Genomic DNA, 21,543 nt, shown 5'->3' on the forward strand with positions numbered 1-21,543 from the left:
AGAGTGTGATTGTCGAGAGCAAGCCTAGATTTTCTATTGTTTTCAGGTTCGTAAACCTTTATACTATTATAATGTGCAGATTAACGGTTAATTCTATGCACAGTAAAAAATTAGCATTCTTAATAATAATAGAAGTAATTTTTTTAAAGAAAGGGGTTTAAACCACATGAACGAAAAGCAACGATTAGAAGGTCAGCAAGTAAACGCTGCTAATTCTTCGGACAAAAAATCCGCCAAGGATTACAGCAAATACTTCGAAAAAGTCATTACCGGACCTTCTTTAAAAGACGCAAAAAAACGTGGTAAAGAAGAAGTAAAGTACCAAAATGATTTTACTATTCCAGAAGAATTTCGCGGAATGGGTAAGGGCCGTAAGTTTTATATTCGAACTTACGGATGCCAAATGAACGAACACGATACAGAAGTAATGTCAGGGATCTTTTTAGCTTTAGGTTATGAGCCAACTGACCGTACTGAGGATGCCAATGTCATTCTATTAAATACTTGTGCAATTCGCGAAAATGCGGAGAATAAAGTATTCGGAGAGCTTGGTCACCTTAAAGCTTTAAAAATGGAAAAACCGGACCTGCTATTGGGTGTCTGCGGCTGTATGTCACAGGAAGAGTCAGTGGTTAATAAAATTCTAAAAACATATCAGCATGTTGATATGATTTTTGGTACCCATAATATTCACAGACTGCCTAATATCCTTCATGAAGCGTATATGTCTAAGGAAATGGTTGTGGAAGTATGGTCCAAGGAAGGCGACGTAATTGAAAACCTTCCTAAGGAACGCCGCGGCAATATCAAGGCATGGGTGAACATTATGTACGGCTGTGACAAGTTCTGTACGTATTGTATCGTTCCGTTTACACGTGGTAAAGAACGCAGCCGTCGTCCAGACGAAATTATCCAGGAAGTGCGCCAGTTAGCAGCACAGGGCTATAAGGAAATCACCTTACTTGGGCAAAACGTAAATGCTTACGGAAAAGACTTTGAGGATATGAAATATGGACTTGGGGACTTGATGGATGAAATCCGTAAAATTGATATTCCAAGAGTTCGTTTCACAACAAGCCACCCGCGCGACTTTGATGATCATTTGATTGAAGTACTAGCAAAGGGCGGCAATTTGATGAATCATATTCACTTGCCAGTACAATCAGGCTCAACTGATGTATTGAAAATTATGGCTCGTAAGTATACAAGAGAACAATATTTAGAGCTAGTTAGAAAAATCAAAGCCGCTATTCCGGATGTTGCATTGTCAACAGATATTATTGTCGGATATCCAAACGAGACCGACGAACAATTTGAAGAAACAATGTCACTTTACCGAGAAGTAGGTTTTGAAATTGCTTATACATTTATTTACTCTCCACGTGAAGGCACTCCAGCAGCTAAGATGGAGGATAACGTCCCAATGGAAGTAAAGAAGGAACGTTTGCAGCGTTTAAACAACCTTGTAAACGAGCTTTCTGCAGAAGCTATGAAAAAATATCAGGGCCAAATTGTCGAGGTACTTGTGGATGGCGAAAGTAAAAACAATCCGGATGTCCTTGCCGGTTATACAAGTAAGAATAAATTAGTCAACTTTATTGGCCCTAAGTCGGCGATTGGCAAAATTGTAAAAGTAAAAATTAATGAAGCAAAAACATGGTCATTAAACGGAGAAATGGTGGAAGAACTAGAACCAGCAGAGGTGAACTAAAGTGGCGAAGTATACAAAAGACGATATCGTCGCTCGTGCAAAAGAATTGGCTCGCATGATTGCAGATACCCAGGAAGTGGACTTCTTTAAACGGGCAGAAGCGCAAATTCATGATAATCAAAAGGTAAAAACATTAATTGCTGATATAAAGGGATTGCAAAAGCAAGCTGTAAATCTGCAGCATTATGGCAAACCGGAAGCATTGAAAAAGGTTGAAGCCAAAATCGCTACAATCGAACAAGAGCTGGACGACATTCCGGTTGTTCAAGATTTTAAGGAATCACAAATTGAAGTAAATGAATTGCTTCAGTTAATTGCGACAACAATTTCAAATACCGTCACAGATGAAATCATTATTTCAACAGGCGGTGATGTGCTGCTTGGGGAAACCGGTGCCAGTATGAAAAATGGCGGCGGAGCTTGTGCAGGACATGATGATTGCGATCATGAGCATTAAAAAATGTAAGCCAGACTTTCTGAAGTCTGGCTTATTTTTTTTTCAAATATGGATTCCTCCCGCAAAAGACTACCCCCTTAAGGCACACACCTAGACATCCCGCATAAGATGAATCATGACTAAACTTTTATCCAGTATTCGCAGATTTAGATATCACACTAGTATAGACATTCGCATAGGATGAAATGAAACTGAATGAGGAGGGTTCGCGCAAAATGGGAGAATATAGAGAGATATTTGCGAAGGCCGTAGTAGCGAAAGGACGGAAGTTTACAAAGTCCAATCATACGATTAGCCCGGCACACAATCCATCCAGCGTTCTTGGCTGTTGGGTTATCAACCATAAATATAACGCGAAAAAAGTTGGTAAAACAGTTGAGATACACGGCACTTATGACATCAATGTATGGTACTCCTTTAACGATAACACCAGAACAGAAGTGGTTACAGAACGGGTTCAATACACCGATGTCATCAAGCTAAAATACCGTGACCATGACTGCATGGACGACAGCGAAATTGTAGCAAAAGTACTGCAGCAGCCAAACACCTGTGAAGCCGTCATCTCCCCAAATGGCAACAAAATCATCGTTCATGTCGAAAGGGAGTTCTTGGTTGAAGTTATTGGCGAAACCAAGGTTTGTGTCCGCGTAAATCCTGAAGGATGCAGAGACAATGATGATGAATGGGGTATGGATGTTGATGACGAGGAATTCGAAGAATTAAGTCCGGATTTCTTAGTAGGTGGCGAAGAAGAATAACTTTAACTAGGAGGTTTTTGCTTCCTAGTTTTTCTTTTTTTCGAGAGTTATTTGAATGCATGTTTACCAGTTAAAATCAGCATGCTAATTTCTAGGAGGTGGAAATCACTTGGAACCGAAACAACCGGGAAATGGCAATATGCCTGATTTTGATAAGTTAAATGACCGAATCATTGCGGAAAGTCCGTCTGGACCAATGTTAGTGATTAATACAAACCTGGACCCAAAGAACGTTACCGAAAATAATCCTTACTATCATAATGACGATGCTAAGGATCCGAAAGAATTTAAAGATTACTTTGAAGAATAAAAAGAGCCAGGTTACCTATTTTCCTGGCTTTTTTCCCATTCCGGTTTCAATATCGATAATACATATGTATCATGAATATGATTATTTTGATGCATGTAGCCCCGCAAAATGCCCTCTTTAGTAAAGTTCATTTTCTGCAGCAGGTTAATTGACGCTGCATTTTCCGGATAGACGATGGCCCCGATCCGATACAAATCCATTTGCGTGAAACTAAACTGTAATACCTCTTTAATGGCTTCAGTCGCATACCCTTTTCTCCAATAGGCAGGATGAAGCTCATAGCCAATTTCGGCCCGTTTGTTTTTCAATTGCAGGCTATTAAGACCGATGGTTCCAATAATCCTCTGATTTTCCTTCAGCTTAATTCCCCAGCGGATTCCCCGTTTTTCTTGATAATTCTTTTGAAACAAATCAATTAATTTCATGGCCTCGGCAGGGAGGGTAAACCGTTCGGTTCCATAGAACCTCGTTACTTCATCTCGCGAAAATATTTCAAACAAACTGTCGACATGGCGATGGGTGAGTTTTATTAATTGTAATCTTTTGGTTTCAAGGATTGGAAAGTTCACAGATTCACCTCGGATAAAACTTGTTCATCTATCAGTTTATATTGAGTGTTGTAAAAAAGAAAGGAATATAATTACGTTTGGAAAATTTTAAAAAATGTGATAATTTTCAGTGAAGTTCTGGTAAGCTAATAATAGCTATTCATTAATAATGGCTGTCTTACAATAGTTTTAATTAAGATGTTTTAGGAGGTACAAAAATGGATGATCGTTTATTTCGAAATACAATGGGGAAGTTTGCAACAGGGGTAACAGTGGTGGCAACAGAGTTGGATGGCAAGGCTCACGGGATGACGGCGAATGCGTTTATGTCTGTATCGCTCAACCCCAAACTTGTTGTCATCTCAGTTGCAGAAAAGGCACAAATGCTTGAAAAAATAAAAAAAAGCAACACATTTTCAGTCAATATCCTATCAGCTGAACAGCAGGAGCTGTCGATGATTTTCGCCGGACAGCTGAAGGAGCATCGGGAAGTGACATTTGAACGGCTTGCAGGCGTGCCTGTTATAGCCGGGGCACTGGCGCAGGTTGCATGTGAAGTAACAGCTGCACATGTAGAAGGGGACCATACACTATTTATAGGCAGGGTAATTGAAATTTCCGTTGAAGAATCAAACGCCGAACCGCTTATTTACTTTAGCGGGAAATATAGATCTTTAGCAGAGTAGAATATAAGAATAAAAAAATGGATTAAGCCAGCTTAAATCAAATCTGTTTGATTGGTTGGTTTTTTATTTTTTGGATAATTTATCCAAAAGTATATAGAATTTTGATATCATAGATTTAGAATATTAAGTTATTCATGTGAGAGGAGGAGGAAGATGACATTAACCATTCTTATATGGGCGGTCGCAAGTGCCTTCATCATCCATGATTTTGAAGAAATCATCGTCATGGAAGGCTGGCTGAAGCGAAATGAGATAGATATCCTAAAGGTTCTTCCGCAAAGGTTCCATAACTACTTCATCCGGGTTTTTCCAAGGCACACAGCCGGTTTTGCTTTGGCAGTATTAGTTGAGTATATAGGTATTTTGCTGACTATTATTCTGGCAATGAGCGGGGAAGCAAAGCATTGGACCTTAATGGGAATTCTTTCAGTTGTTTCCGTTTTGTTTATCCATTCATTTACCCACATTGGCCAGGCTATCATTCTAAGAAGATATACACCTGGTGTAGTCACTGCCGTTATTTTATTAATTCCGTTTTGTCTATATTTCTACCAATTTGCCTTAAAAATTGAGGCCATTGATTGGCCAATGATTTGGATTAGCATCCCGGTTGGCGTCATCTTAGTGGTTTTCTTTAATCAAGCAGGGCTTATATTGGGGAAAAGACTGGAAACATAATTTTAAATCAATGAGAAATTTGAAATTTTTTATAGAAAAGGTAAATTTCTATTACTCGGATTCTGCTTAAGAAAATATATCTGCGAATTTTTATTATTGTTTCAATCTGTTATCAAATATAGCAATTGGAAACCAAGAAATTTGCAGAATCATGCGGCGTAAAGTTGGGGAAACCCTTATAAATAGAATAGTTTCAATGAATGTTCATAATTGCTGTTTTTAGAGAGGATATCACGCAATATTTCTATTTTTCCAAAAATTTTGATACTATATTATATAAAGGGAATTCACGGAAAGGGAGTAAAATAATGATTCTACAGCTAGAGGAGGTTTCGCTCACACGGAGCGGGAAGTCTATTTTAAAAAATGTAAATTGGCAAATAGAAAAAGGGGAGCATTGGGTTTTATTCGGTTTAAATGGTTCTGGTAAGACAGCAATTCTCAATTTGCTGAACGCCTACAATTTCCCGACGAAAGGGAGAATTAATGTTTTAGGTATGGAGTTTGGGAAAACCTATCTTGCAGAAAAATTGCGCAAGCAAATTGGCTTTGTTTCCTCTTCGCTTCAGGAAAAATTTCACCCGGGGGATAATGCCTTTGAAGTGGTGCTAAGTGGAGCATTCGCTTCCATTGGTCTCTATGAAACCCCGACAGATGAAATACGAAGAAAGGCAATTTCGTTACTTGAGGAGCTTGGCTGCATCGATTATGCCAACCGAAACTATGAAACATTATCGCAGGGTGAGAAGCAGCGGGTGTTAATTGCCCGCGCGCTAATGGCTGACCCGTCCTTGCTGATTCTTGATGAGCCTACGAACGGACTGGATTTTATTGCCCGTGAGAAACTATTAGAATCAATCGAGACAATTGGCAGAAATCCAAATGCACCAGCCATTATTTATGTTACGCACCATGTTGAAGAAATTCTGCCTGTATTCAATAAAACCTTGTTGCTGAAAAAGGGGCAGGTTTTTGCATCCGGAGACACCGGTGAAATGCTATCAAGCGAGAGCCTAACCCAATTTTTCAATCTGCCGGTTCGGGTTACTTGGGAAAATGAAAGGCCATTGTTGTCGAAGCTGCAGGTAACACCTCAAAATAGTTAAAGAATAGGATATCCCGTGTAATGGGATATCCTATTCTTTTAAATCAAGCATATTTTTAATTCGTTTGCAATATTCTTCCTTTGGGTAGGTATGATATAAGCCGCTCGACAAGCGGACAGGGTCTCCGAAGAAGTACCGTTCATACTGGGTTTGCCTTGTGCCAAATGAGCTCATCGTCAGGTCCCATGCCAAGCGAAAAAGCTTTACACGGTCCTCGGCATTTTTTCTAGAGCCTTGCAGATAAAGTTCCATATCCGTCTTAATAGGGGAATTAAAGTCCTTTTCGGTAGGCAGGGTAACCATCCCGCTTGCACCAATTAATTGTATAATTTCACTGAATCTCGGATAGATTCTTGGAAAAACATTACTAGCGACTTTAAGAGGAATGAGGTTGGGCCTTATATAACCCCAATCATCCAGTTCTGCCTCTTCTTCAGACTTTAATAAAAGGGCCTTCATCGTTTCCAGCCCAATGATAATTTCAGAAAGTTTTTCCTGGATATGCTGATATCCGCTAACATTTATTGTATCCGTTAAGGTTTCGGCTAGCCCCAATAGAAATTCATTTTTCACAACCTGTCTGGTGATGGCCTGATGGTAGGCATGATGATGGAATGAGCTTTGGACCATAAATTCGTTTGCTGCCTCCACATTCTCGAAAAAAAAGACTCTCTCCCAAGGGACCAGTACGTTATCAAATACTAGGATCGTATCCATTTCTTCATAGCGCGAGCTGAGCGGATAATCAAAAGATGACTCGCCGCCGACGAATGATTCTCGGCAAATAAATCTTAAGCCTGCGGTATCGGAAGGAATGGAAAAGGCGTAGGCATCTGCATCATTCGTTACACCTCCTGCTGAATAAACTAGAACCTCATCTGTTAAGCCGCCTTGAGTCGCTAACAGGCGGGCGCCCCTGATAACAATCCCGTTTTTGTTTTTTTCGACAATCTTGGCGGCAATCGGTTCTTTTGATTTTTGCAGGGCGATTTGCGACCGATTTACCTGAGGAGTTATAAATGTGTGGGTAAATGAAAGATCTTGATTTTTTGCTCTTTCATAAAGGCACTTAATATTTTCCGGAAAGCAATTCTCTTTCCCTTCCAAAAAAGAGGCAGAGGAGGAAAAGGCCATGATGACTGAATTCATATAATCCGGACTTCTACCCATCAGCCCATTGGTATGCCTGGCCCAAATTTCGAACATACTTCGCCTTCTTTTTAAATCCTCTTTCGTCCGCGGCTGTAAATAAGATAGCCCAATCCGCTCTTCCGTTTCCGGGGATAAGAACGTTAGCTTTTCTTTCAGGTTTAAATCAAACTGCAAATCATATAATGATGCTTTACTCTGAATCAGACCTCTAAATGCAGGGTGTCCAGAGATATCCCCTTCCAATCGTTCTCCATCCAGCCAAATTTCCTTCTTCAACCGATTCATCCGTTCGATATATTCATTTCCGTTAATTGCTCCCATACGACCACTCCCTAAAATATGGAGCATTAAAAAGTTTTGTAATTTATTTTATTGGGAAAGTGTTTGTCCTGCATGGGTTATCCAAACAATTGGACGAATTTGGGTATATATGGAGGTTGATTGATTAATTATCTAATACTAGGAAATAGGAGGCGGATTAAGAGATAGAAAAGAGGACTCTCTTAACTAATAAGGGGCAAAGAATTAAACATAGATACCTCGAAATTATTCGCCGTCATAATAGAAAATAAAAGATTCCATTTCCTCAACCTTGTCTCCATCCAATTGGTGTGTCACTCCGTATGTATGCCATTTCCGTCTTTATTGATTGCAACATCAATATCATTCAATAATTGTTTCATATATTCAAAGGATAGCTGCATCCTTTTGTTAGTCGGTTTCCATTGTTTGACGTACTCAGTTTTTCCTATCTTCACCGCTTGGGCCAATGTGGGCAGTCCGGACAATTGCTCGTTAGCGATGAGCGCGGCAAGAACCTGCAGGTTTTCAGTTTATTTCCTATTTAACCGTAACATAAATGTGAAGGGAATTTAAGGGTACTTTTCCATAATCCTCAAATTAACTGCTAACCATTAATAAAGATATATTAAAAAAGCAAATGTATAGATCCTATTTTTACAAAGTGTCGAACTCTTTTTGAACATTTAGTGACAAATCTTCCGAATGGGTGTCTTTTAATAATGTTTGGTATTAAGATAGTTACTAATGATGTGATGTAAATCACAAACAAAAATTTTTTTAAAAAAGACATTTTTTAAATAAAAGAAAGGGGTACTAGCATGAAAGTAAAATCGGCTTTGTTACTGCTTGTTCTCACTATTGTCACAGTGCTTACAGGATGTGAACCGCTTATGGTTCTTGATCCTAAAGGTCCGCAAGCCGAAAGGCAAGCCCATGATATTTTATTATCCATTGGGATCATGTCATTTATTGTAATTGTAGTTTTCGCTATTTTGATTTATGTGCTAATTAAGTATCGTGCCTCAAAGGCAAGCCCAGATTATGAACCGCCGCACATTGAAGGAAATAAATGGGTTGAGCTAATTTGCGTCGGTATTCCTGTCATCATTGTCACTTATTTTTCAATCGTTTCTGTTCAAAGTAACAATATTGTCGAAGCAAAACCAATAAAATATCAGGATAAAGATCCTTTAGTCATTTATGCATCCTCATCTGACTGGAAATGGCATTTTAGTTATCCGGAACAAAATATTGAAACGGTTAACTATTTGTATATTCCCACAGACCGGCCGATTGAATTTAAGCTTTATTCCTACGGACCAATCACCAGCTTCTGGATTCCACAACTTGGCGGTCAAAAATACGCCATGTCCGATATGGTGACGACACTGCACTTAGCTGCAGATGAACCGGGTGAAATGATGGGCCGTAACGCCAACTTTAGTGGTAAAGGAACGGCTGAAAATACATTTAATGTTACAGCAATGTCTGAAAAAGATTTCGATAAATGGGTAAAAGACGTAAAGAAAACGGCAAAACCTTTATCAGAGAAAAAGTTTGATGAGTTATTAAAACCAGGCCATCTTGGACAAATGACATTCACAGGGACGCATTTAAAATTTAGTCCAGCACCAGAACACGAACATAGTCCATCTGCAAAACCAGAAGAAGGTCAAACTGATCACTCAAAAATGGATATGGATATGGATATGTCAGACCACCAAAATCATGAGTAATTGTTAAAGAGTTAATGAACCGAATTATTGAAAAAATTAATCTCTCGAAAGGAGTTAATAGAGGATGGAGTTCTTTGAACGTTTTGCCATACCAAATCCAAGTCTGGCAATCTATGCATCTATGGTAGCGATTGGCCTAACAGTAGTTGCCATAATTGCAGGCCTAACCTATTTCAAGAAATGGGGATATTTATGGCGTGAATGGTTAACAACAGTTGACCATAAACGGATTGGAATTATGTATTTACTCTCTGCCTTAATTATGTTGTTCCGCGGCGGGGTGGACGCGATTATGCTTCGTGCCCAGCTGGCAGTACCTGATAATAAATTGCTAGATTCACAGCACTATAATGAAGTATTCTCAACACACGGGGTAATCATGGTCATGTTTATGGCAATGCCATTCATCTTTGCTTTCATGAACTATGTTGTTCCATTACAAATTGGCGCCCGTGACGTGGCCTTCCCAAGATTGAACGCATTAAGCTTCTGGCTGTTCTTCTTTGGTGCAATGTTGTTTAATATCTCTTTTGTTATCGGCGGATCTCCTGATGCAGGATGGACTTCTTATTTCCCGCTTGCAGGGAATGATTTCAGTCCACATGTCGGTACGAACTATTATATGATTGCGATACAGATATCCGGTATCGGGTCGCTGATGACAGGTATTAACATGATTACAACGATCATGAAAATGAGAGCACCTGGCATGACCTTAATGAAAATGCCGATGTTTACATGGTCTGTTTTAGTAACAAACCTTATTATCGTAACGGTTTTCCCTGTCATTACAGTTGCGCTTGCGATGGGAACCATGGACAGATTGTTTGGAACTCACTTCTTTGCAACCACAAATGGCGGTATGGATATGCTCTGGGCCAACCTATTCTGGGTTTGGGGACATCCTGAAGTTTATATCCTTATATTACCTGCATTTGGTATTTACAGTGAGGTTATCTCAACCTTTGCCGGCCGTAACCTTTATGGCTATAAATCAATGGTTGCATCAATGGTTATTATCTCAGCATTATCCTGTATGGTTTGGGCGCACCATTTCTTTACGATGGGGCAGGGGGCAGTTGCAAACAGCTTCTTCTCTATTACAACAATGATGATCGCAGTACCAACAGGTGTTAAGATTTTCAACTGGTTATTTACGTTATGGAAAGGGAAAATTCGATTTACCGTTCCAATGTTATATTCTCTAGGGTTTATTCCGTTATTTGTAATCGGCGGGATGACAGGGGTTATGCTTGCGATGTCAGCTGCTGACTATCAGTACCATAACACAATGTTCTTAGTGGCTCACTTCCATAACACGATTATCCCAGGTGTAGTATTTGCTATGCTTGCTGGTCTAACCTATTATTGGCCAAAAATGTTTGGTTTCATGTTGAATGAACGAATCGGTAAATGGTCTTTCTGGACGCTTACGATCGGATTCTGCTTAGCGTTCTTCCCAATGTACATTACTGGTTTAGACGGTCAGGCACGCCGGATGTACACTTATTCCGAAGCAACAGGCTATGGACCATTAAATATGGTTTCATTCGTTGGTGCAGGTGTTATGGCGATCAGCTTTGCGTTAATTGTCTATAATGTTTATTACAGTGTTCGTTATTCACCAAGAAATATTGGTGCAGATCCATGGGATGCACGTTCTCTTGAATGGGCAACACATACTCCTGTACCGGAATACAACTTTGCCGTCGAGCCTCAGGTTGCTTCTAGTGAAGGATTCTGGGATTCCAAGAAAAAAGGTCACGAGCTGTTCCCAGGAAAAGTGGAAAAAATTCATATGCCAAATAACAGCGGAGTTCCATTTATTATGGGCGCGATCTTCTTTGTGCTTGGATTTTCACTGGTCTTCTCCTTATGGATTCCGGCAATTCTTTCACTAATTGGGATTTTGGCTTGTATGGCTCTTCGCTCGTTTGAACAGGACCATGGACGTTATATTTCTGTTAAAGAAATAGAAGAAACTGAAACAAAACTGCGAGGTGCTAAATAATGAACGTCGATCACTCGCTGCCATTAGAATATGGTACAAAACAAAATGGATTGAATATTTTTGGCTTTTGGGTTTTCCTTGCTGCTGAAATTATGCTGTTTGCGACACTGTTTACCTCTTACTTTACGTTAGAGCATAGAACCGGGAGCGGTCCTAGTGGCACTGAGATTTTTGAAATAGCTCCTGTTATTATAGAAACACTTTTGTTATTAACAAGTAGTTTTACAATTGGACTTGGCGTTCACGCCATGCGTCTTGGACGCAAAAAAGCAATGATGACCTTCTTTGTGATTACACTCCTTCTTGGTCTAGGGTTCTTAGGCTTTGAAATTGATGAATTTATCACCTATATCCATGATGGTGCAACATTGCAAACTAGTGCGTTTACAGCCATGCTCATGACTACATTAGGAACACACGGACTGCACGTTACCTTCGGATTATTCTGGGGAACAGCTATCCTTTTGCAAGTGAAAAAGCGGGGCTTAAAGCCTGAAACTGCGAATAAATCCTTTATCTTTTCACTTTATTGGCATTTCTTGGATGTCGTCTGGATCTTCATCTTCAGCTTCATCTATTTGAAAGGAATGATGTAAGATGAGCGAATTATTCCCGCGAAAACAAATAATAGGTTTTGTCTTTTCCTTAGTTCTAACAGCTGCTGCTCTTGCAGTCTATTTCTTGAAACTGTCCTTTGCACAAGGAATGGTTGTCCTAGTTGTCACAGCATTTGTTCAGGCTCTTCTGCAGCTTGTAGTGTTTATGCACGCTGGCGAATCAGAAGATAAGTGGGTTATTTATGGCAAGGTATATTTTATGATTGCCATGGCCCTGATTACCGTTTTTGGAACATTACTCATTTTCCTTTGGGATATGTAAATAAATTGAAGAAGGGAGCGTCTTTTACAGACGCTCTCTTTCTTTAGTTAATTCAACTGCATCTCTGGCTTCGTCCTATCGGACTCGCCAATCGGCGGATTTTCAGTTATCTTTTTACTAAATATAATCTTGGTTTTATTGGCATTTGTGGGATTTCTAATCCCTTATCTGTCTTTTCTACCATTTCCTCAGTCGCTATAAAAAACATTCCCATCAAAAAGAACATTACTGCCCCCACAATGGTACCAATCCCAATCCCTGTGATCGGCATTAAACCGCTTACAATTCCGTACAAAAAAACCATGATACCTGTTAGTAAGGTAATACTGCCGGCCCATTTTGTTGCATGTAATATTTTCAATCGTGATTTCATCATTACAACCTCCTTGGGATGGGGATGATTTAGTTTTGCAAATCCTTATACTATTATTATTCACCGAGTTCACAAAATTGTCAAAACTTTGTTCACAAAATTGTCAAAAAATATTTTAAACTTGTCACAAATATGTGGTATATAAAGAAGACACCAAAAAGGATTCAGTTACATGACTGAATCCTAAAAACCGGTAAAGTGCCTATTTAATGTCAGTTTAGTGGGTCAAGTGCTTCCTAATTATTTGCGAAAAAGTAAATTTTTTGTTATGTCTACAAATTTATTTCTTGTGGCGGCTCACCATTAAGATTCATAATACGAACGGTTTCTGGTTTTATTTCAAGAAAAATATAGTTCGGATCGTCTGGACCGTTGAACCATTGATTAAATGACTCTTCCCAATATTGTTGTTTCAGTTGGGCTGAATCATTAACAGCAGTAGTTCCGGTTATTTCAACATAGGAATCTGTTTGTCCTTTTTTCTCATAGCCTAATAAAACAGATACATTCGGATTTTTCTCAATTTCCCCGATTTTTTCAGTATCCCTTTTTGTTGGTGTATATAAGGTTAATTCGTCATTATAAAAAGTCATATATCGGGAATGCGGTTTATTATTTTCAACTGTTGAAAGTATGCCCGTATTGTGGTCTGAGATAACCTTCTGGACTTTATCTTTTAGATCTGAATTTGTCATGAAATCTACTCCTTTAAGTGAAATACTCAATTTTCGCTTCAGGGAAATATTTATGGATATATGAACCCAAGGTATCTTTGATATCCTCCTGTTCCTGGTCGGTATATACGTACTTCCCAATCCCGTAGCGTCCCCATTTCCACTTTCGCTTGGATTCATCCAATTCCAATTTTGTCATTGGATAGTTTTTTTCGATGACCTTTTTAGCCGGTTTGGTGAAGCGATGTTGAATCAACTCAAAAGTTAAATCCTTTTTCGCTGTATCTGGAAGCTCGGCCTCTAATTTTTCAAACATTTCCTTATAGCCTTCCTTCCAGCCGTCATGTAAATAGATAGGAGCGATAATAAAACCTAAAGGAAATCCTGCATTTGCGACTTTTCCAGCCGCCTCAATTCTTTCGTGCTGGCGGGAGGTGCCTGGCTCAAAAGTTTTGATGATATAATCATCGTTCATGCTAAACCGAAAGCGGGTTTTTCCGTTATGTTTCGCATCGAGTAAATGGTCGACATGGGCAAACTTTGTGACAAACCGAAGCTTCCCATATTCAGAATCACCGAAAAACTCAATCGCTTTTTTTAAGGTATGGGTCAAATGATCGACACCAACAATATCCGAAGTACAGGATGCTTCAAATCTTGTTGGTTCTGGGGCACGCTCTTTCATATAGTTTTCGGCTGCTTCAAAAATATCGTCAATGTTGACATAGGTGCGTATATATGGCTTACTGCCCATCGTCGTTTGCAAATAACAATAATGGCAATGTCCCATACACCCTGTTACAAAGGGAATAGCATATTCTGCTGAAGGTTTGGATGTATCAAATTTCAGCGTTTTTCTTACTCCGACCACGAGTGTTGATTTGGCGACTCGATACCTTTGAAAGTCATTTTCCCCGGGCAAATTTCGAATTTGATTATGAGAGGTAGTTTGCCTTATCTCAATCCCCATATTTTCAAATTTGGCCACAAGCTCTTTTCCAAGTGGATAGGTTAGCGCATCGGGTTCTACATAGACGAGTTGAGGGACAAAGGGTTTAACCATAATAACCCTCGATTTCTGTGTAACCGAATGCTTCCTGAAAGGCATTTTCTGCCTCGGACGAAGAGCTGAAAACCGCTACTTCATCATTTAATGGATAATAGGTTTCATACACAAACAGCGCCAAGTCACCTGGTGACTCAGGATTTTGGACAACCGCTGCTTCCTGGACATTGGCCACATCCTGTGCATGAGGATTACGAATGATTACATATACTATTTGTCCTGGTTGAAAGGATTGAATCGACATGGCTTCATCCTTCCTTTCCTAAATGTTGTTTATTAAGATATCCATGCAAATCCTTGATTATTTTTCTCCAAAATAAATGAAGTTATTTTCTACAGCAAAAATAAATATGAAAAGTTTACAAAAACTCACCATAATTTCCTAAACAATAAAATAAGATATGTTCGGATTTCCTCTTGATTAAATATTCTTTCAATTTTGATTAAACTAATATGGGAATTCTATTTCGTCTATGATAATATCTTTTTAGGTTAAGCGTTTTCAATTCCAAGAACCAAATCGTGATACAACATTAGATAGAAGGAAATGCAGATGAAGGGGAATTTTTAATGATTAATGAAAGCAGTAATATGCTTTTTAACTTATTGGTTATTATCATCGCAATGATTGTTCATCAATTCTGGAATGAAAGCAAGCCTGAAAGTTCCTTTGTAAAAAAGTATGGAATTCTCGTCACCTATGGAATTGCCATATTGTTTTGTATGGTATTTTCCTTCTATAAAGATAACGGTTTGAATTTTGATTTGCGGAGAATCCCACTTTGGCTGGGTACCTTGTATGGCGGCCCTTTCATCGGATTTTTACTCGCAATCGAAACTATCTTCATTAGAATCTTTCAAGGTGGTCAGGGAATATTCTGTTCTATCATTAGTACAGTTTTACTGTTTTTCATTGGTCATTTTATTCGACCTATTTATTCTCGATTGAAAACTTTTAGTAAAGTGTTTTTAGCTGCCGGCATAAATATGCTTTTTTCGATTATTGTTCTTTTTTATGGAGCTGACCGCCTTATTCAAACAAACACCATTAATTTTTCGATTAACTATCTCATTGTGAACCTTTTAGGGATCATTCTAGTAAGTTTGTCTGAGGAAGCGATACAGAAGAATTATCGAAAGCGGATGGAGATATTTCAAACGGCCAGGCTCGAGACGGTGAGCCATTTAGCAGCTGCAGTTAACCATGAGGTCAAAAACCCGTTAACCACTGCCCGCGGGATGGTGCAATTACTGAAATCTGACCAAACCATGTCTCAGGAAAAAAGAGAGTCGTTATTTCAATTAGCTCTTGATGAAATTGACCGCGTCGACCGGGTTGTTACAGACTATTTAACATTTGCCAGACCTTACCCTAACCAAATGGAAAAAATGGATATCGAAGTTACCATAAAGGAAGCGGTTTCGATTATGGAACCATATGCCAATCAGTATAATGTCCAGATTTCCAATCAGCAATCTAGCTGCCAATGTTATGTACTTGGAGAACCAGCAAAAATGGTACAGGCCTTGGGGAACATCTTGAAAAATAGTATTGAAGCCTTACCGAATGGTGGAAGTATCACCATTAAAACTGATCTCAAGGATAGGGAATGTCATATCCACATACTGGATAAGGGAATCGGAATGAGCAGGGAAGTGCTTGAAAGGCTAGGTGAGCCCTATTTTACCATGACAGGAAACGGAACTGGGCTGGGGATGATGGTGGTTTACAGAATCATTGAAAGTATGAATGGTAAGATTAGGATTCATAGTTCACCTGGTAAAGGTACAGAGGTCATCCTTTCTTTACCAGCAGTGACTGGTTAAAATTTGAAATGGCGGATTGCATAGTGAATGGAAAATACCATTTCGCTGCTTGCCGCCATTTTTTTATTCTGCCTATTTATACCTGGTTCCATTTACCACATGTAATGGATATGCGTTGGTACAAATATTAACAATTTCGTCAGTCATTTTTAAAACAAAAGATAATGGTGTATGCTGAAGTGCGTGATCGTTAAGTTCAATTGTGGATATGCATCAACATTTACCAGCCTATTATCGATAAATCGCTGGCAGGAGGTAGCCAATTATTCCCAACTGCAGTACCGGGATATAAAGGGCCCCAATATAAGTAATTCTTTCCGATCTCCTCCTTCGCACGACCTAAGCAAGCATCTATTGCAACAAATAAATAATCCTTATATTTTTCTCTAGCAAGTTTAATATTCTCTTTTAGGTTCATCCCATGAACAACTGGATCATCTATTGTACCCTAGAACATAATATCCCTTATTTTCAGTATTGAACCAACTAAAGGACCTAAACTATCACGGTATTTCTATTAGTGCCGACACAGAGAAACAGCACCTTTCTATTCTTTGGCAAAACACAACTTAAGGCCTCCGTAGTAAGGGATAGTTTTCTTCAATAGATGATCACCTTCTTTTTCTTAATTTTTTATATCCATGTATTCGATGGAAAGTAAAAAATCCCCTCCTGGAAGGCGGATAAAAAGGAATTTTACATGTCTAGATATCAGATTTTAAAAAACTTCCCTTTTTAAAGGTCAAAACATTGATGCATTGGACCTGCTACAGCTATTCCATTACATCCGCTCTTTAATATTAGAAAATTACATTTTTTTCAAAAACCAGTCGACAAATTATGATAAAAATAAAGTATAATATGAATATTACTTATAGAATTTTTGGCCGGTTTATGAAAGGTAACGAAGATGAGCATAATTAAGGATTTTTTGCTGCAGCTAACACTTACGGTTATTCCCATATTTATTTACTCCACCTTTGTTATGGAGAAGGTGAAGAGTGAGAAAAATAGACACGTTTTCATGACCATTCTGTGGGGAATGTCAATATTACTTTGCATGTCCTTTCCCGTGAGCTTTGGTCAAAATGCCAGGTTGGAGTTAAGAATTATCCCTCTTTTGTTAGGAAGCCTATATGGAGGATTTTGGTCGAGTATTTTCCTTTCAGGCCTTATCATACTGTATCGACTTTATTTCGGAATCAGCGTCGGATTTTATAATACCGTTCTTGTCTTATTGTTATCACTTCCTATTATTTTGTTATTTCAAAAGTCTTTCAAAAATACGAAAAAAGATAAAAGGGTTATAATTGCAGCGGGCCTCTCTGTTTACTACTGTTTAATTGGCCTTACTGTTTTTGGGATACTAAGAGGTTTTACGTTTGAAGATCTTAAAATACAGATGATTCATTTGATTTTTGTAGTGGTATCTACCTGGTCCTTCACTTTGTTAATTGAAAAAATCAGGGAAATCCACCAGTTGCGGCTAGAGATGCATGACTCAGAGAAATTGCGAGTAATCAGTGAGCTAACAAGTGTTTTCGCTCATGAAATTAGAAATCCAATGCAGGTGACCCGCGGTTTTCTGCAGCTTCTTGACGAGCCCAATTTGGCTCAAAAGAAGAAGGAATACATCCAGCTATCCATTGAAGAATTAGATCGAGCCAATGAAATTATTAGTGATTTCTTATCTTTTGGAAAACCATCCAACCATAACAAAGTAAGAGTGGATGTAGGGAATCAATTAAATCGAGTGGTTAATCTTATTCACAGTTACGCCCTTGGCCATAATGTTTTGATAAAAACGGATATTTTTGAAAACGGTTGGGTTTTTGCCAATCCCCAAAAATTAAACCAGTCGTTGATTAATATTTTGAAAAACGCAATTGAGTCGATGCCAAACGGTGGAATAGTGTGGATTTCGTGTAATTCAAATGAAGATGGCTATATTAAAATTAGTATTAAGGATCAAGGAATTGGGATGAGCCAAGAGCAAATTGCACGCCTTGGCTCACCGTATTATTCCTTAAAGGAAAGCGGGACAGGACTCGGAATGATGGTAAGCTATCAAATTATCCGCTCTTTTAAAGGCAAGATCCAAGTGAAAAGTGAAAAAGGGATTGGAACAGAATTTATTATTCTTTTGCCTCAGATAACCTAAAGGGAAAATTATTTCAAACAAGCCGGATTTTTTTCCCTAAAGGGTTTACTTTAGAGGTGCAAACATTGTAAAACACATATGAAAACGCACTAGAATTCACGGTATAATTCACAGTGCGTTTTTTATTGATTTATCAACGTTTTGGTAAAATTTATTTGCTTATTTTGACTTCATTCACATAAAAAATCACAAGGATGTGTAAATTATTTGTTATTTCGTTGATTGTGTAACCAGTGATATCTAAAAAAACGGAGATTTTCCGGTTATTCTGAAAAAAGAGCTCATTTCGGGGTAAATAAGCGGAGGTTTTCCGCCTAAGCAAAGCAAAATTACCTATTTTCTTGTTTTTTGAGTAAATAGGCGGAATTTTTCCGTTTATTTAGGCTATTTTCAATGCTAATTCTTAATTAAGGGAAATTTCTCCGCTTATTAATCAACTTCACTTTCCCGTCTAATAAACTAGGTACAACTTACGATGCTTAGTTAGTAAAGAATAAGTCAAAATAGGCTTAGAGATATTTGCATCTCTAAGCTTTTTGACTGTGAAATATCTTGAGTTGTTATTTGTTCTGGACTGCGATTTGCTGTTTTGCACCTCACAAGTAAACCCGTTAATTTTTTTTCCGGCTTAGTAAAAAAGAAGGAGTGAAATAAGGTTTGCAGCAGTTGGCTTGTTGATTACATTCAATTTTGTAGGATTAAAAAACGGCTGCCTTCATTTATGATTAGTCAGAATAACGAATTAATTTTTGTCCTAGAAGATTCCCAATTAGAAAAATGGCTGCCATCAAAATAGTGAGAGGAATACTTTTGAATATTAACTGTTTGTCAATGAACCCAAGTTCGATCAAGGAGTAATAGGTTAGAAGAGAATAGGGTATTACGATAAAAAACGCTGTTATAACACCAGGCGTATAATCACGGAAAACGATTGTTTGACCAACATGGGAAAATGCTTGGAGAAAAAAAACATTAAATATAGCCATAAATAGGAGAAAGTTTGGCCTTAATGGCAGTAGGCTGGCGGTCATAATTGTGATAAATGAGATAAATAACAAAATCCATGCCATACTAATAGCAAGTTTGGCAGATTTGTCACCCAACCTATTTTTTATGGTTAGTGTAAGCTTGGTGAAGAAATTATTTGCAATTTTTTTTTTGTATTTAGTTATAAAACTCTCAATAGTTATGATCTCTTCTAAGGCATGGAACATAAACATGACAGGGAACACCCAAATAATTATTTCAATTTTGATAAGTTCATAAAATGCTTCTATCATAGTATACCTCCTGACCTGAACCGGGCAATTGAAGCTTGTCGATAATTATATTTATGCCTTGAAAGGAGTTTCAATCCTTATATGTTGAACACACTAACTGAGTGATTGTGGATAACTAAGAGAGAAATCAAAAAACCCCCTAGCAGCTGCAAGAGGGGGTTCAGTGACACCAAGCTTGGATAACAGGTAATGCGGGTGGGGACATAAACATGGTTATTCCATTATTAAGCCTCTGATATCTATTTCCCCATAGAGTTGAACAATTGTGTTGAGGATAAGGCATTTAATGGTAAAGTTACATTGTGTTTAAGCCCTTCGTTATATGCCGCTTTTAGATCTTTAAGTAAAACAGCTAAGGCAGTGTCTGCTGTCCACTCAGAAACATCGCTCCAATTTCTAACTACCCAGCTATCACCCGTACTAACTTTTAATAGGTTTAATATCTCTTCTTGAGGTAAGTTGTAGTGTTTCCCTAATTTCAGTCCTTCAGCTAATGCGTTCATATTAATACCTAAAATCATATTATTTACTAATTTTGCTACTTGGCTGTTGCCCGGCTCCTCGCCATAGTAGAATATATTGGACCCAATCGCATCAAAGTATGGTTGGAATGATTTAACGATGGTCTCTGAACCTGATGTCATAATTGATAGTGTTCCTGCTTGAGCACCTGAAGCGCCGCCGCTTACAGCAGCACTAATTAACTTCAAATCACTTTCTGCTTCGACTTTTTTTCCCAATTGATTCATGGTATCAGGGTCAAGAGTACTCATGACAATGATTGTTTTATCTTTAGGCTGTGCAGATAATAGACCGTTTTCACCAAAAATAACGTCAACATTTTGAGCATAGTCACGAACCATAGAGATAACCGCTTCGTCAGCTTGTTCCGCCACTTCTTTCAAAGTTTCTACCATGGTTATTCCAGCAGCACTTGCTTTCTCATAAACACCTTTAAAGGCATCATAACCGATTACCTCAAAACCAGATTTCTTTAAATTCACGGCCATTGGGAAGCCCATAGTTCCTAAGCCTACAAATCCAATTTTTTTACTCATGATGAATTCCTCCTATTCCGCATTATTCTTGTTTTTTATATTAGTTATATCAAATAAAAAGTGTTTTAAGGTGAGGTGGTAGAGGCCTTTAGTGTTTCACACTTTTTTGGTAAGCGCTCTGCACCCGCAAATCCTTATCAGATTGATAACAAAACTATTCCCTACTTATTTACTTTTCTTTTTTTCTCTTATCCTTTAATCCAATTTCCGTTCTCCTGCGCATCAATCGGAATGTTAAAGGTTTGAATGAAGCCTGATAACATATTGTAATACCCAATGACAATCATGGCATCTGCCAATTCTTCAATGGAGAATTGCTCAAGCGTGTGTTTGAATACAACACCCGGTACTTTCCCTTGTTCAAGCATAAACTTCCCAAATCGCAACAGGGACTGTTCACGTTCTGAGAATGCTTTACTTTCATCAAATCGTCGTTCAGCGATGGCGATGAATTGATCGTGACGCACACCTGCTGCTTGGGAAATGGAAACATGTTGTTCCCATTCATATTCGCAGCCTCCATATACTGCAACTTGCAGAATGAGAAGCTCTTTATGGTAATCGGATAGGGTGAGCTTTTTGAAAATGGCGTCGGTCAGATCCATCACTTCCACAAAGGTACCAGGGCTATATCCCATCATTCGGAAAAAATTCACTATGGTTGGTAAGCTTTCATATCTTTGCTTCACTTGCTCAGGCAATTTTGTGAAATCAGGAAAATCAATTTCAACTTTTGAACTTAACTTTTCATTAGTAGACAATTTGT

Annotated in this window: 24 protein-coding genes; 13 read left to right on the forward strand and 11 right to left on the reverse strand. The window is 38.4% G+C overall.

What is annotated here, in order from left to right; translation table 11 throughout:
- Positions 1-166: 166 nt before the first annotated feature.
- The 4 genes from miaB to ACZ5AE_RS10035 all read left to right on the forward strand — a co-directional run bounded on the left by miaB (position 167) and on the right by ACZ5AE_RS10035 (position 3,239).
- Entirely contained in the window at positions 167-1,711 is a 1,545-nt protein-coding gene (gene miaB, locus ACZ5AE_RS10020; RefSeq protein ID WP_464571833.1) for a tRNA (N6-isopentenyl adenosine(37)-C2)-methylthiotransferase MiaB, read from the forward strand.
- A 1-nt stretch (position 1,712) separates the two neighbouring features.
- On the forward strand, positions 1,713-2,168 hold the full coding sequence (locus ACZ5AE_RS10025) for a YlbF/YmcA family competence regulator (RefSeq protein WP_464571835.1): 456 nt from the start codon (positions 1,713-1,715) through the stop codon (positions 2,166-2,168).
- Between the two features lie 215 nt (positions 2,169-2,383).
- A complete protein-coding gene (locus tag ACZ5AE_RS10030) occupies positions 2,384-2,929 on the forward strand; it encodes an outer spore coat protein CotE (RefSeq protein ID WP_464571837.1) in 546 nt (181 codons plus the stop codon).
- Positions 2,930-3,038: 109 nt separating this feature from the next.
- Positions 3,039-3,239 carry a hypothetical protein gene (locus ACZ5AE_RS10035; RefSeq protein ID WP_464571839.1) on the forward strand — a complete coding sequence of 67 codons (201 nt, stop codon included), beginning with the start codon at positions 3,039-3,041 and terminating at the stop codon, positions 3,237-3,239.
- A gap of 11 nt (positions 3,240-3,250) precedes the next feature.
- On the opposite strand, the gene ACZ5AE_RS10040 is transcribed toward ACZ5AE_RS10035, so the two are convergent.
- On the reverse strand, positions 3,251-3,808 hold the full coding sequence (locus ACZ5AE_RS10040; protein ID WP_464571841.1) for a GNAT family N-acetyltransferase: 558 nt from the start codon (positions 3,806-3,808) through the stop codon (positions 3,251-3,253).
- A gap of 197 nt (positions 3,809-4,005) precedes the next feature.
- Between ACZ5AE_RS10040 and ACZ5AE_RS10045 the strand changes: the two genes are divergently transcribed.
- The 3 genes from ACZ5AE_RS10045 (at position 4,006) to ACZ5AE_RS10055 (ending at position 6,257) form a co-directional block, all read left to right on the forward strand.
- Complete coding sequence (locus ACZ5AE_RS10045; RefSeq protein WP_464571843.1) at positions 4,006-4,473, forward strand: flavin reductase family protein; 468 nt, start codon at positions 4,006-4,008, stop codon at positions 4,471-4,473.
- A 153-nt stretch (positions 4,474-4,626) separates the two neighbouring features.
- Positions 4,627-5,151 carry an HXXEE domain-containing protein gene (locus tag ACZ5AE_RS10050; protein WP_464571845.1) on the forward strand — a complete coding sequence of 175 codons (525 nt, stop codon included), beginning with the start codon at positions 4,627-4,629 and terminating at the stop codon, positions 5,149-5,151.
- A 308-nt stretch (positions 5,152-5,459) separates the two neighbouring features.
- Complete coding sequence (locus ACZ5AE_RS10055; protein ID WP_464571847.1) at positions 5,460-6,257, forward strand: ABC transporter ATP-binding protein; 798 nt, start codon at positions 5,460-5,462, stop codon at positions 6,255-6,257.
- A 30-nt stretch (positions 6,258-6,287) separates the two neighbouring features.
- Here the strand turns inward: ACZ5AE_RS10055 and hpaB are convergent, their stop codons facing one another.
- The gene (gene hpaB, locus ACZ5AE_RS10060; protein WP_464571849.1) at positions 6,288-7,730 is read right to left on the reverse strand and encodes a 4-hydroxyphenylacetate 3-monooxygenase, oxygenase component; all 1,443 of its coding nucleotides are present in this window, start codon (positions 7,728-7,730) and stop codon (positions 6,288-6,290) included.
- A 293-nt stretch (positions 7,731-8,023) separates the two neighbouring features.
- On the reverse strand, positions 8,024-8,167 hold the full coding sequence (locus tag ACZ5AE_RS10065) for a hypothetical protein (protein WP_464571851.1): 144 nt from the start codon (positions 8,165-8,167) through the stop codon (positions 8,024-8,026).
- Positions 8,168-8,530: 363 nt separating this feature from the next.
- Between ACZ5AE_RS10065 and qoxA the strand changes: the two genes are divergently transcribed.
- From qoxA to qoxD, 4 genes are all read left to right on the forward strand, one after another.
- On the forward strand, positions 8,531-9,448 hold the full coding sequence (gene qoxA / locus ACZ5AE_RS10070; protein WP_464571853.1) for a cytochrome aa3 quinol oxidase subunit II: 918 nt from the start codon (positions 8,531-8,533) through the stop codon (positions 9,446-9,448).
- 64 nt (positions 9,449-9,512) lie between these two features.
- Positions 9,513-11,459: a cytochrome aa3 quinol oxidase subunit I gene (gene qoxB / locus ACZ5AE_RS10075; RefSeq protein WP_464571855.1), complete on the forward strand. Its 1,947-nt coding sequence runs from the start codon at positions 9,513-9,515 to the stop codon at positions 11,457-11,459.
- On the forward strand, positions 11,459-12,055 hold the full coding sequence (gene qoxC / locus ACZ5AE_RS10080) for a cytochrome aa3 quinol oxidase subunit III (RefSeq protein ID WP_464571857.1): 597 nt from the start codon (positions 11,459-11,461) through the stop codon (positions 12,053-12,055). The genes qoxB and qoxC overlap by 1 nt, the downstream gene beginning before the upstream one ends.
- A gap of 1 nt (position 12,056) precedes the next feature.
- Entirely contained in the window at positions 12,057-12,338 is a 282-nt protein-coding gene (gene qoxD, locus ACZ5AE_RS10085; protein WP_464571859.1) for a cytochrome aa3 quinol oxidase subunit IV, read from the forward strand.
- Positions 12,339-12,444: 106 nt separating this feature from the next.
- Here qoxD and ACZ5AE_RS10090 read toward each other — a convergent pair whose 3' ends face one another.
- The 4 genes from ACZ5AE_RS10090 to ACZ5AE_RS10105 form a co-directional block, all read right to left on the reverse strand.
- Entirely contained in the window at positions 12,445-12,714 is a 270-nt protein-coding gene (locus ACZ5AE_RS10090; RefSeq protein ID WP_464571861.1) for a hypothetical protein, read from the reverse strand.
- A 269-nt stretch (positions 12,715-12,983) separates the two neighbouring features.
- Positions 12,984-13,406: a pyridoxamine 5'-phosphate oxidase family protein gene (locus ACZ5AE_RS10095; RefSeq protein ID WP_464571863.1), complete on the reverse strand. Its 423-nt coding sequence runs from the start codon at positions 13,404-13,406 to the stop codon at positions 12,984-12,986.
- 13 nt (positions 13,407-13,419) lie between these two features.
- Positions 13,420-14,448, reverse strand: a complete 1,029-nt coding sequence (gene splB / locus ACZ5AE_RS10100; protein WP_464571865.1) for a spore photoproduct lyase — start codon at positions 14,446-14,448, stop codon at positions 13,420-13,422.
- The gene (locus ACZ5AE_RS10105) at positions 14,441-14,695 is read right to left on the reverse strand and encodes a transcriptional regulator SplA domain-containing protein (protein WP_213116252.1); all 255 of its coding nucleotides are present in this window, start codon (positions 14,693-14,695) and stop codon (positions 14,441-14,443) included. Before ACZ5AE_RS10105 ends, splB begins: the two co-directional genes overlap by 8 nt.
- 326 nt (positions 14,696-15,021) lie before the next feature.
- Here ACZ5AE_RS10105 and ACZ5AE_RS10110 point away from each other — a divergent pair, with 326 nt between their 5' ends.
- Positions 15,022-16,278, forward strand: a complete 1,257-nt coding sequence (locus ACZ5AE_RS10110; protein ID WP_464571867.1) for an ATP-binding protein — start codon at positions 15,022-15,024, stop codon at positions 16,276-16,278.
- 220 nt (positions 16,279-16,498) lie between these two features.
- Here ACZ5AE_RS10110 and ACZ5AE_RS10115 read toward each other — a convergent pair whose 3' ends face one another.
- Positions 16,499-16,720: a DUF1256 domain-containing protein gene (locus tag ACZ5AE_RS10115; protein ID WP_464573589.1), complete on the reverse strand. Its 222-nt coding sequence runs from the start codon at positions 16,718-16,720 to the stop codon at positions 16,499-16,501.
- 468 nt (positions 16,721-17,188) lie between these two features.
- Between ACZ5AE_RS10115 and ACZ5AE_RS10120 the strand changes: the two genes are divergently transcribed.
- The gene (locus tag ACZ5AE_RS10120; RefSeq protein ID WP_464571869.1) at positions 17,189-18,439 is read left to right on the forward strand and encodes an ATP-binding protein; all 1,251 of its coding nucleotides are present in this window, start codon (positions 17,189-17,191) and stop codon (positions 18,437-18,439) included.
- A 725-nt stretch (positions 18,440-19,164) separates the two neighbouring features.
- On the opposite strand, the gene ACZ5AE_RS10125 is transcribed toward ACZ5AE_RS10120, so the two are convergent.
- The 3 genes from ACZ5AE_RS10125 to ACZ5AE_RS10135 form a co-directional block, all read right to left on the reverse strand.
- The gene (locus tag ACZ5AE_RS10125) at positions 19,165-19,719 is read right to left on the reverse strand and encodes an HXXEE domain-containing protein (RefSeq protein WP_464571871.1); all 555 of its coding nucleotides are present in this window, start codon (positions 19,717-19,719) and stop codon (positions 19,165-19,167) included.
- A 239-nt stretch (positions 19,720-19,958) separates the two neighbouring features.
- Positions 19,959-20,777, reverse strand: a complete 819-nt coding sequence (locus ACZ5AE_RS10130) for an NAD(P)-dependent oxidoreductase (protein WP_464571873.1) — start codon at positions 20,775-20,777, stop codon at positions 19,959-19,961.
- Positions 20,778-20,965: 188 nt separating this feature from the next.
- Positions 20,966-21,538: a carboxymuconolactone decarboxylase family protein gene (locus ACZ5AE_RS10135; RefSeq protein WP_464571875.1), complete on the reverse strand. Its 573-nt coding sequence runs from the start codon at positions 21,536-21,538 to the stop codon at positions 20,966-20,968.
- Positions 21,539-21,543 lie beyond the last annotated feature (5 nt).

This window comes from Neobacillus sp. S1227 (assembly GCF_055385255.1).

Excerpts from the sequence above, each read along its gene's own strand:
- miaB (WP_464571833.1), top strand. The coding sequence starts at position 167 with ATGAACGAAAAGCAACGATTAGAAGGTCAGCAAGTAAACGCTGCTAAT.
- ACZ5AE_RS10030 (WP_464571837.1), top strand. The coding sequence starts at position 2,384 with ATGGGAGAATATAGAGAGATATTTGCGAAGGCCGTAGTAGCGAAAGGA.
- ACZ5AE_RS10045 (WP_464571843.1), top strand. The coding sequence starts at position 4,006 with ATGGATGATCGTTTATTTCGAAATACAATGGGGAAGTTTGCAACAGGG.
- ACZ5AE_RS10050 (WP_464571845.1), top strand. The coding sequence starts at position 4,627 with ATGACATTAACCATTCTTATATGGGCGGTCGCAAGTGCCTTCATCATC.
- ACZ5AE_RS10055 (WP_464571847.1), top strand. The coding sequence starts at position 5,460 with ATGATTCTACAGCTAGAGGAGGTTTCGCTCACACGGAGCGGGAAGTCT.
- hpaB (WP_464571849.1), bottom strand. The coding sequence starts at position 7,730 with ATGGGAGCAATTAACGGAAATGAATATATCGAACGGATGAATCGGTTG.
- qoxA (WP_464571853.1), top strand. The coding sequence starts at position 8,531 with ATGAAAGTAAAATCGGCTTTGTTACTGCTTGTTCTCACTATTGTCACA.
- qoxB (WP_464571855.1), top strand. The coding sequence starts at position 9,513 with ATGGAGTTCTTTGAACGTTTTGCCATACCAAATCCAAGTCTGGCAATC.
- qoxC (WP_464571857.1), top strand. The coding sequence starts at position 11,459 with ATGAACGTCGATCACTCGCTGCCATTAGAATATGGTACAAAACAAAAT.
- qoxD (WP_464571859.1), top strand. The coding sequence starts at position 12,057 with ATGAGCGAATTATTCCCGCGAAAACAAATAATAGGTTTTGTCTTTTCC.
- ACZ5AE_RS10090 (WP_464571861.1), bottom strand. The coding sequence starts at position 12,714 with ATGATGAAATCACGATTGAAAATATTACATGCAACAAAATGGGCCGGC.
- ACZ5AE_RS10095 (WP_464571863.1), bottom strand. The coding sequence starts at position 13,406 with ATGACAAATTCAGATCTAAAAGATAAAGTCCAGAAGGTTATCTCAGAC.
- splB (WP_464571865.1), bottom strand. The coding sequence starts at position 14,448 with ATGGTTAAACCCTTTGTCCCTCAACTCGTCTATGTAGAACCCGATGCG.
- ACZ5AE_RS10105 (WP_213116252.1), bottom strand. The coding sequence starts at position 14,695 with ATGTCGATTCAATCCTTTCAACCAGGACAAATAGTATATGTAATCATT.
- ACZ5AE_RS10110 (WP_464571867.1), top strand. The coding sequence starts at position 15,022 with ATGATTAATGAAAGCAGTAATATGCTTTTTAACTTATTGGTTATTATC.
- ACZ5AE_RS10120 (WP_464571869.1), top strand. The coding sequence starts at position 17,189 with ATGAGCATAATTAAGGATTTTTTGCTGCAGCTAACACTTACGGTTATT.
- ACZ5AE_RS10125 (WP_464571871.1), bottom strand. The coding sequence starts at position 19,719 with ATGATAGAAGCATTTTATGAACTTATCAAAATTGAAATAATTATTTGG.
- ACZ5AE_RS10130 (WP_464571873.1), bottom strand. The coding sequence starts at position 20,777 with ATGAGTAAAAAAATTGGATTTGTAGGCTTAGGAACTATGGGCTTCCCA.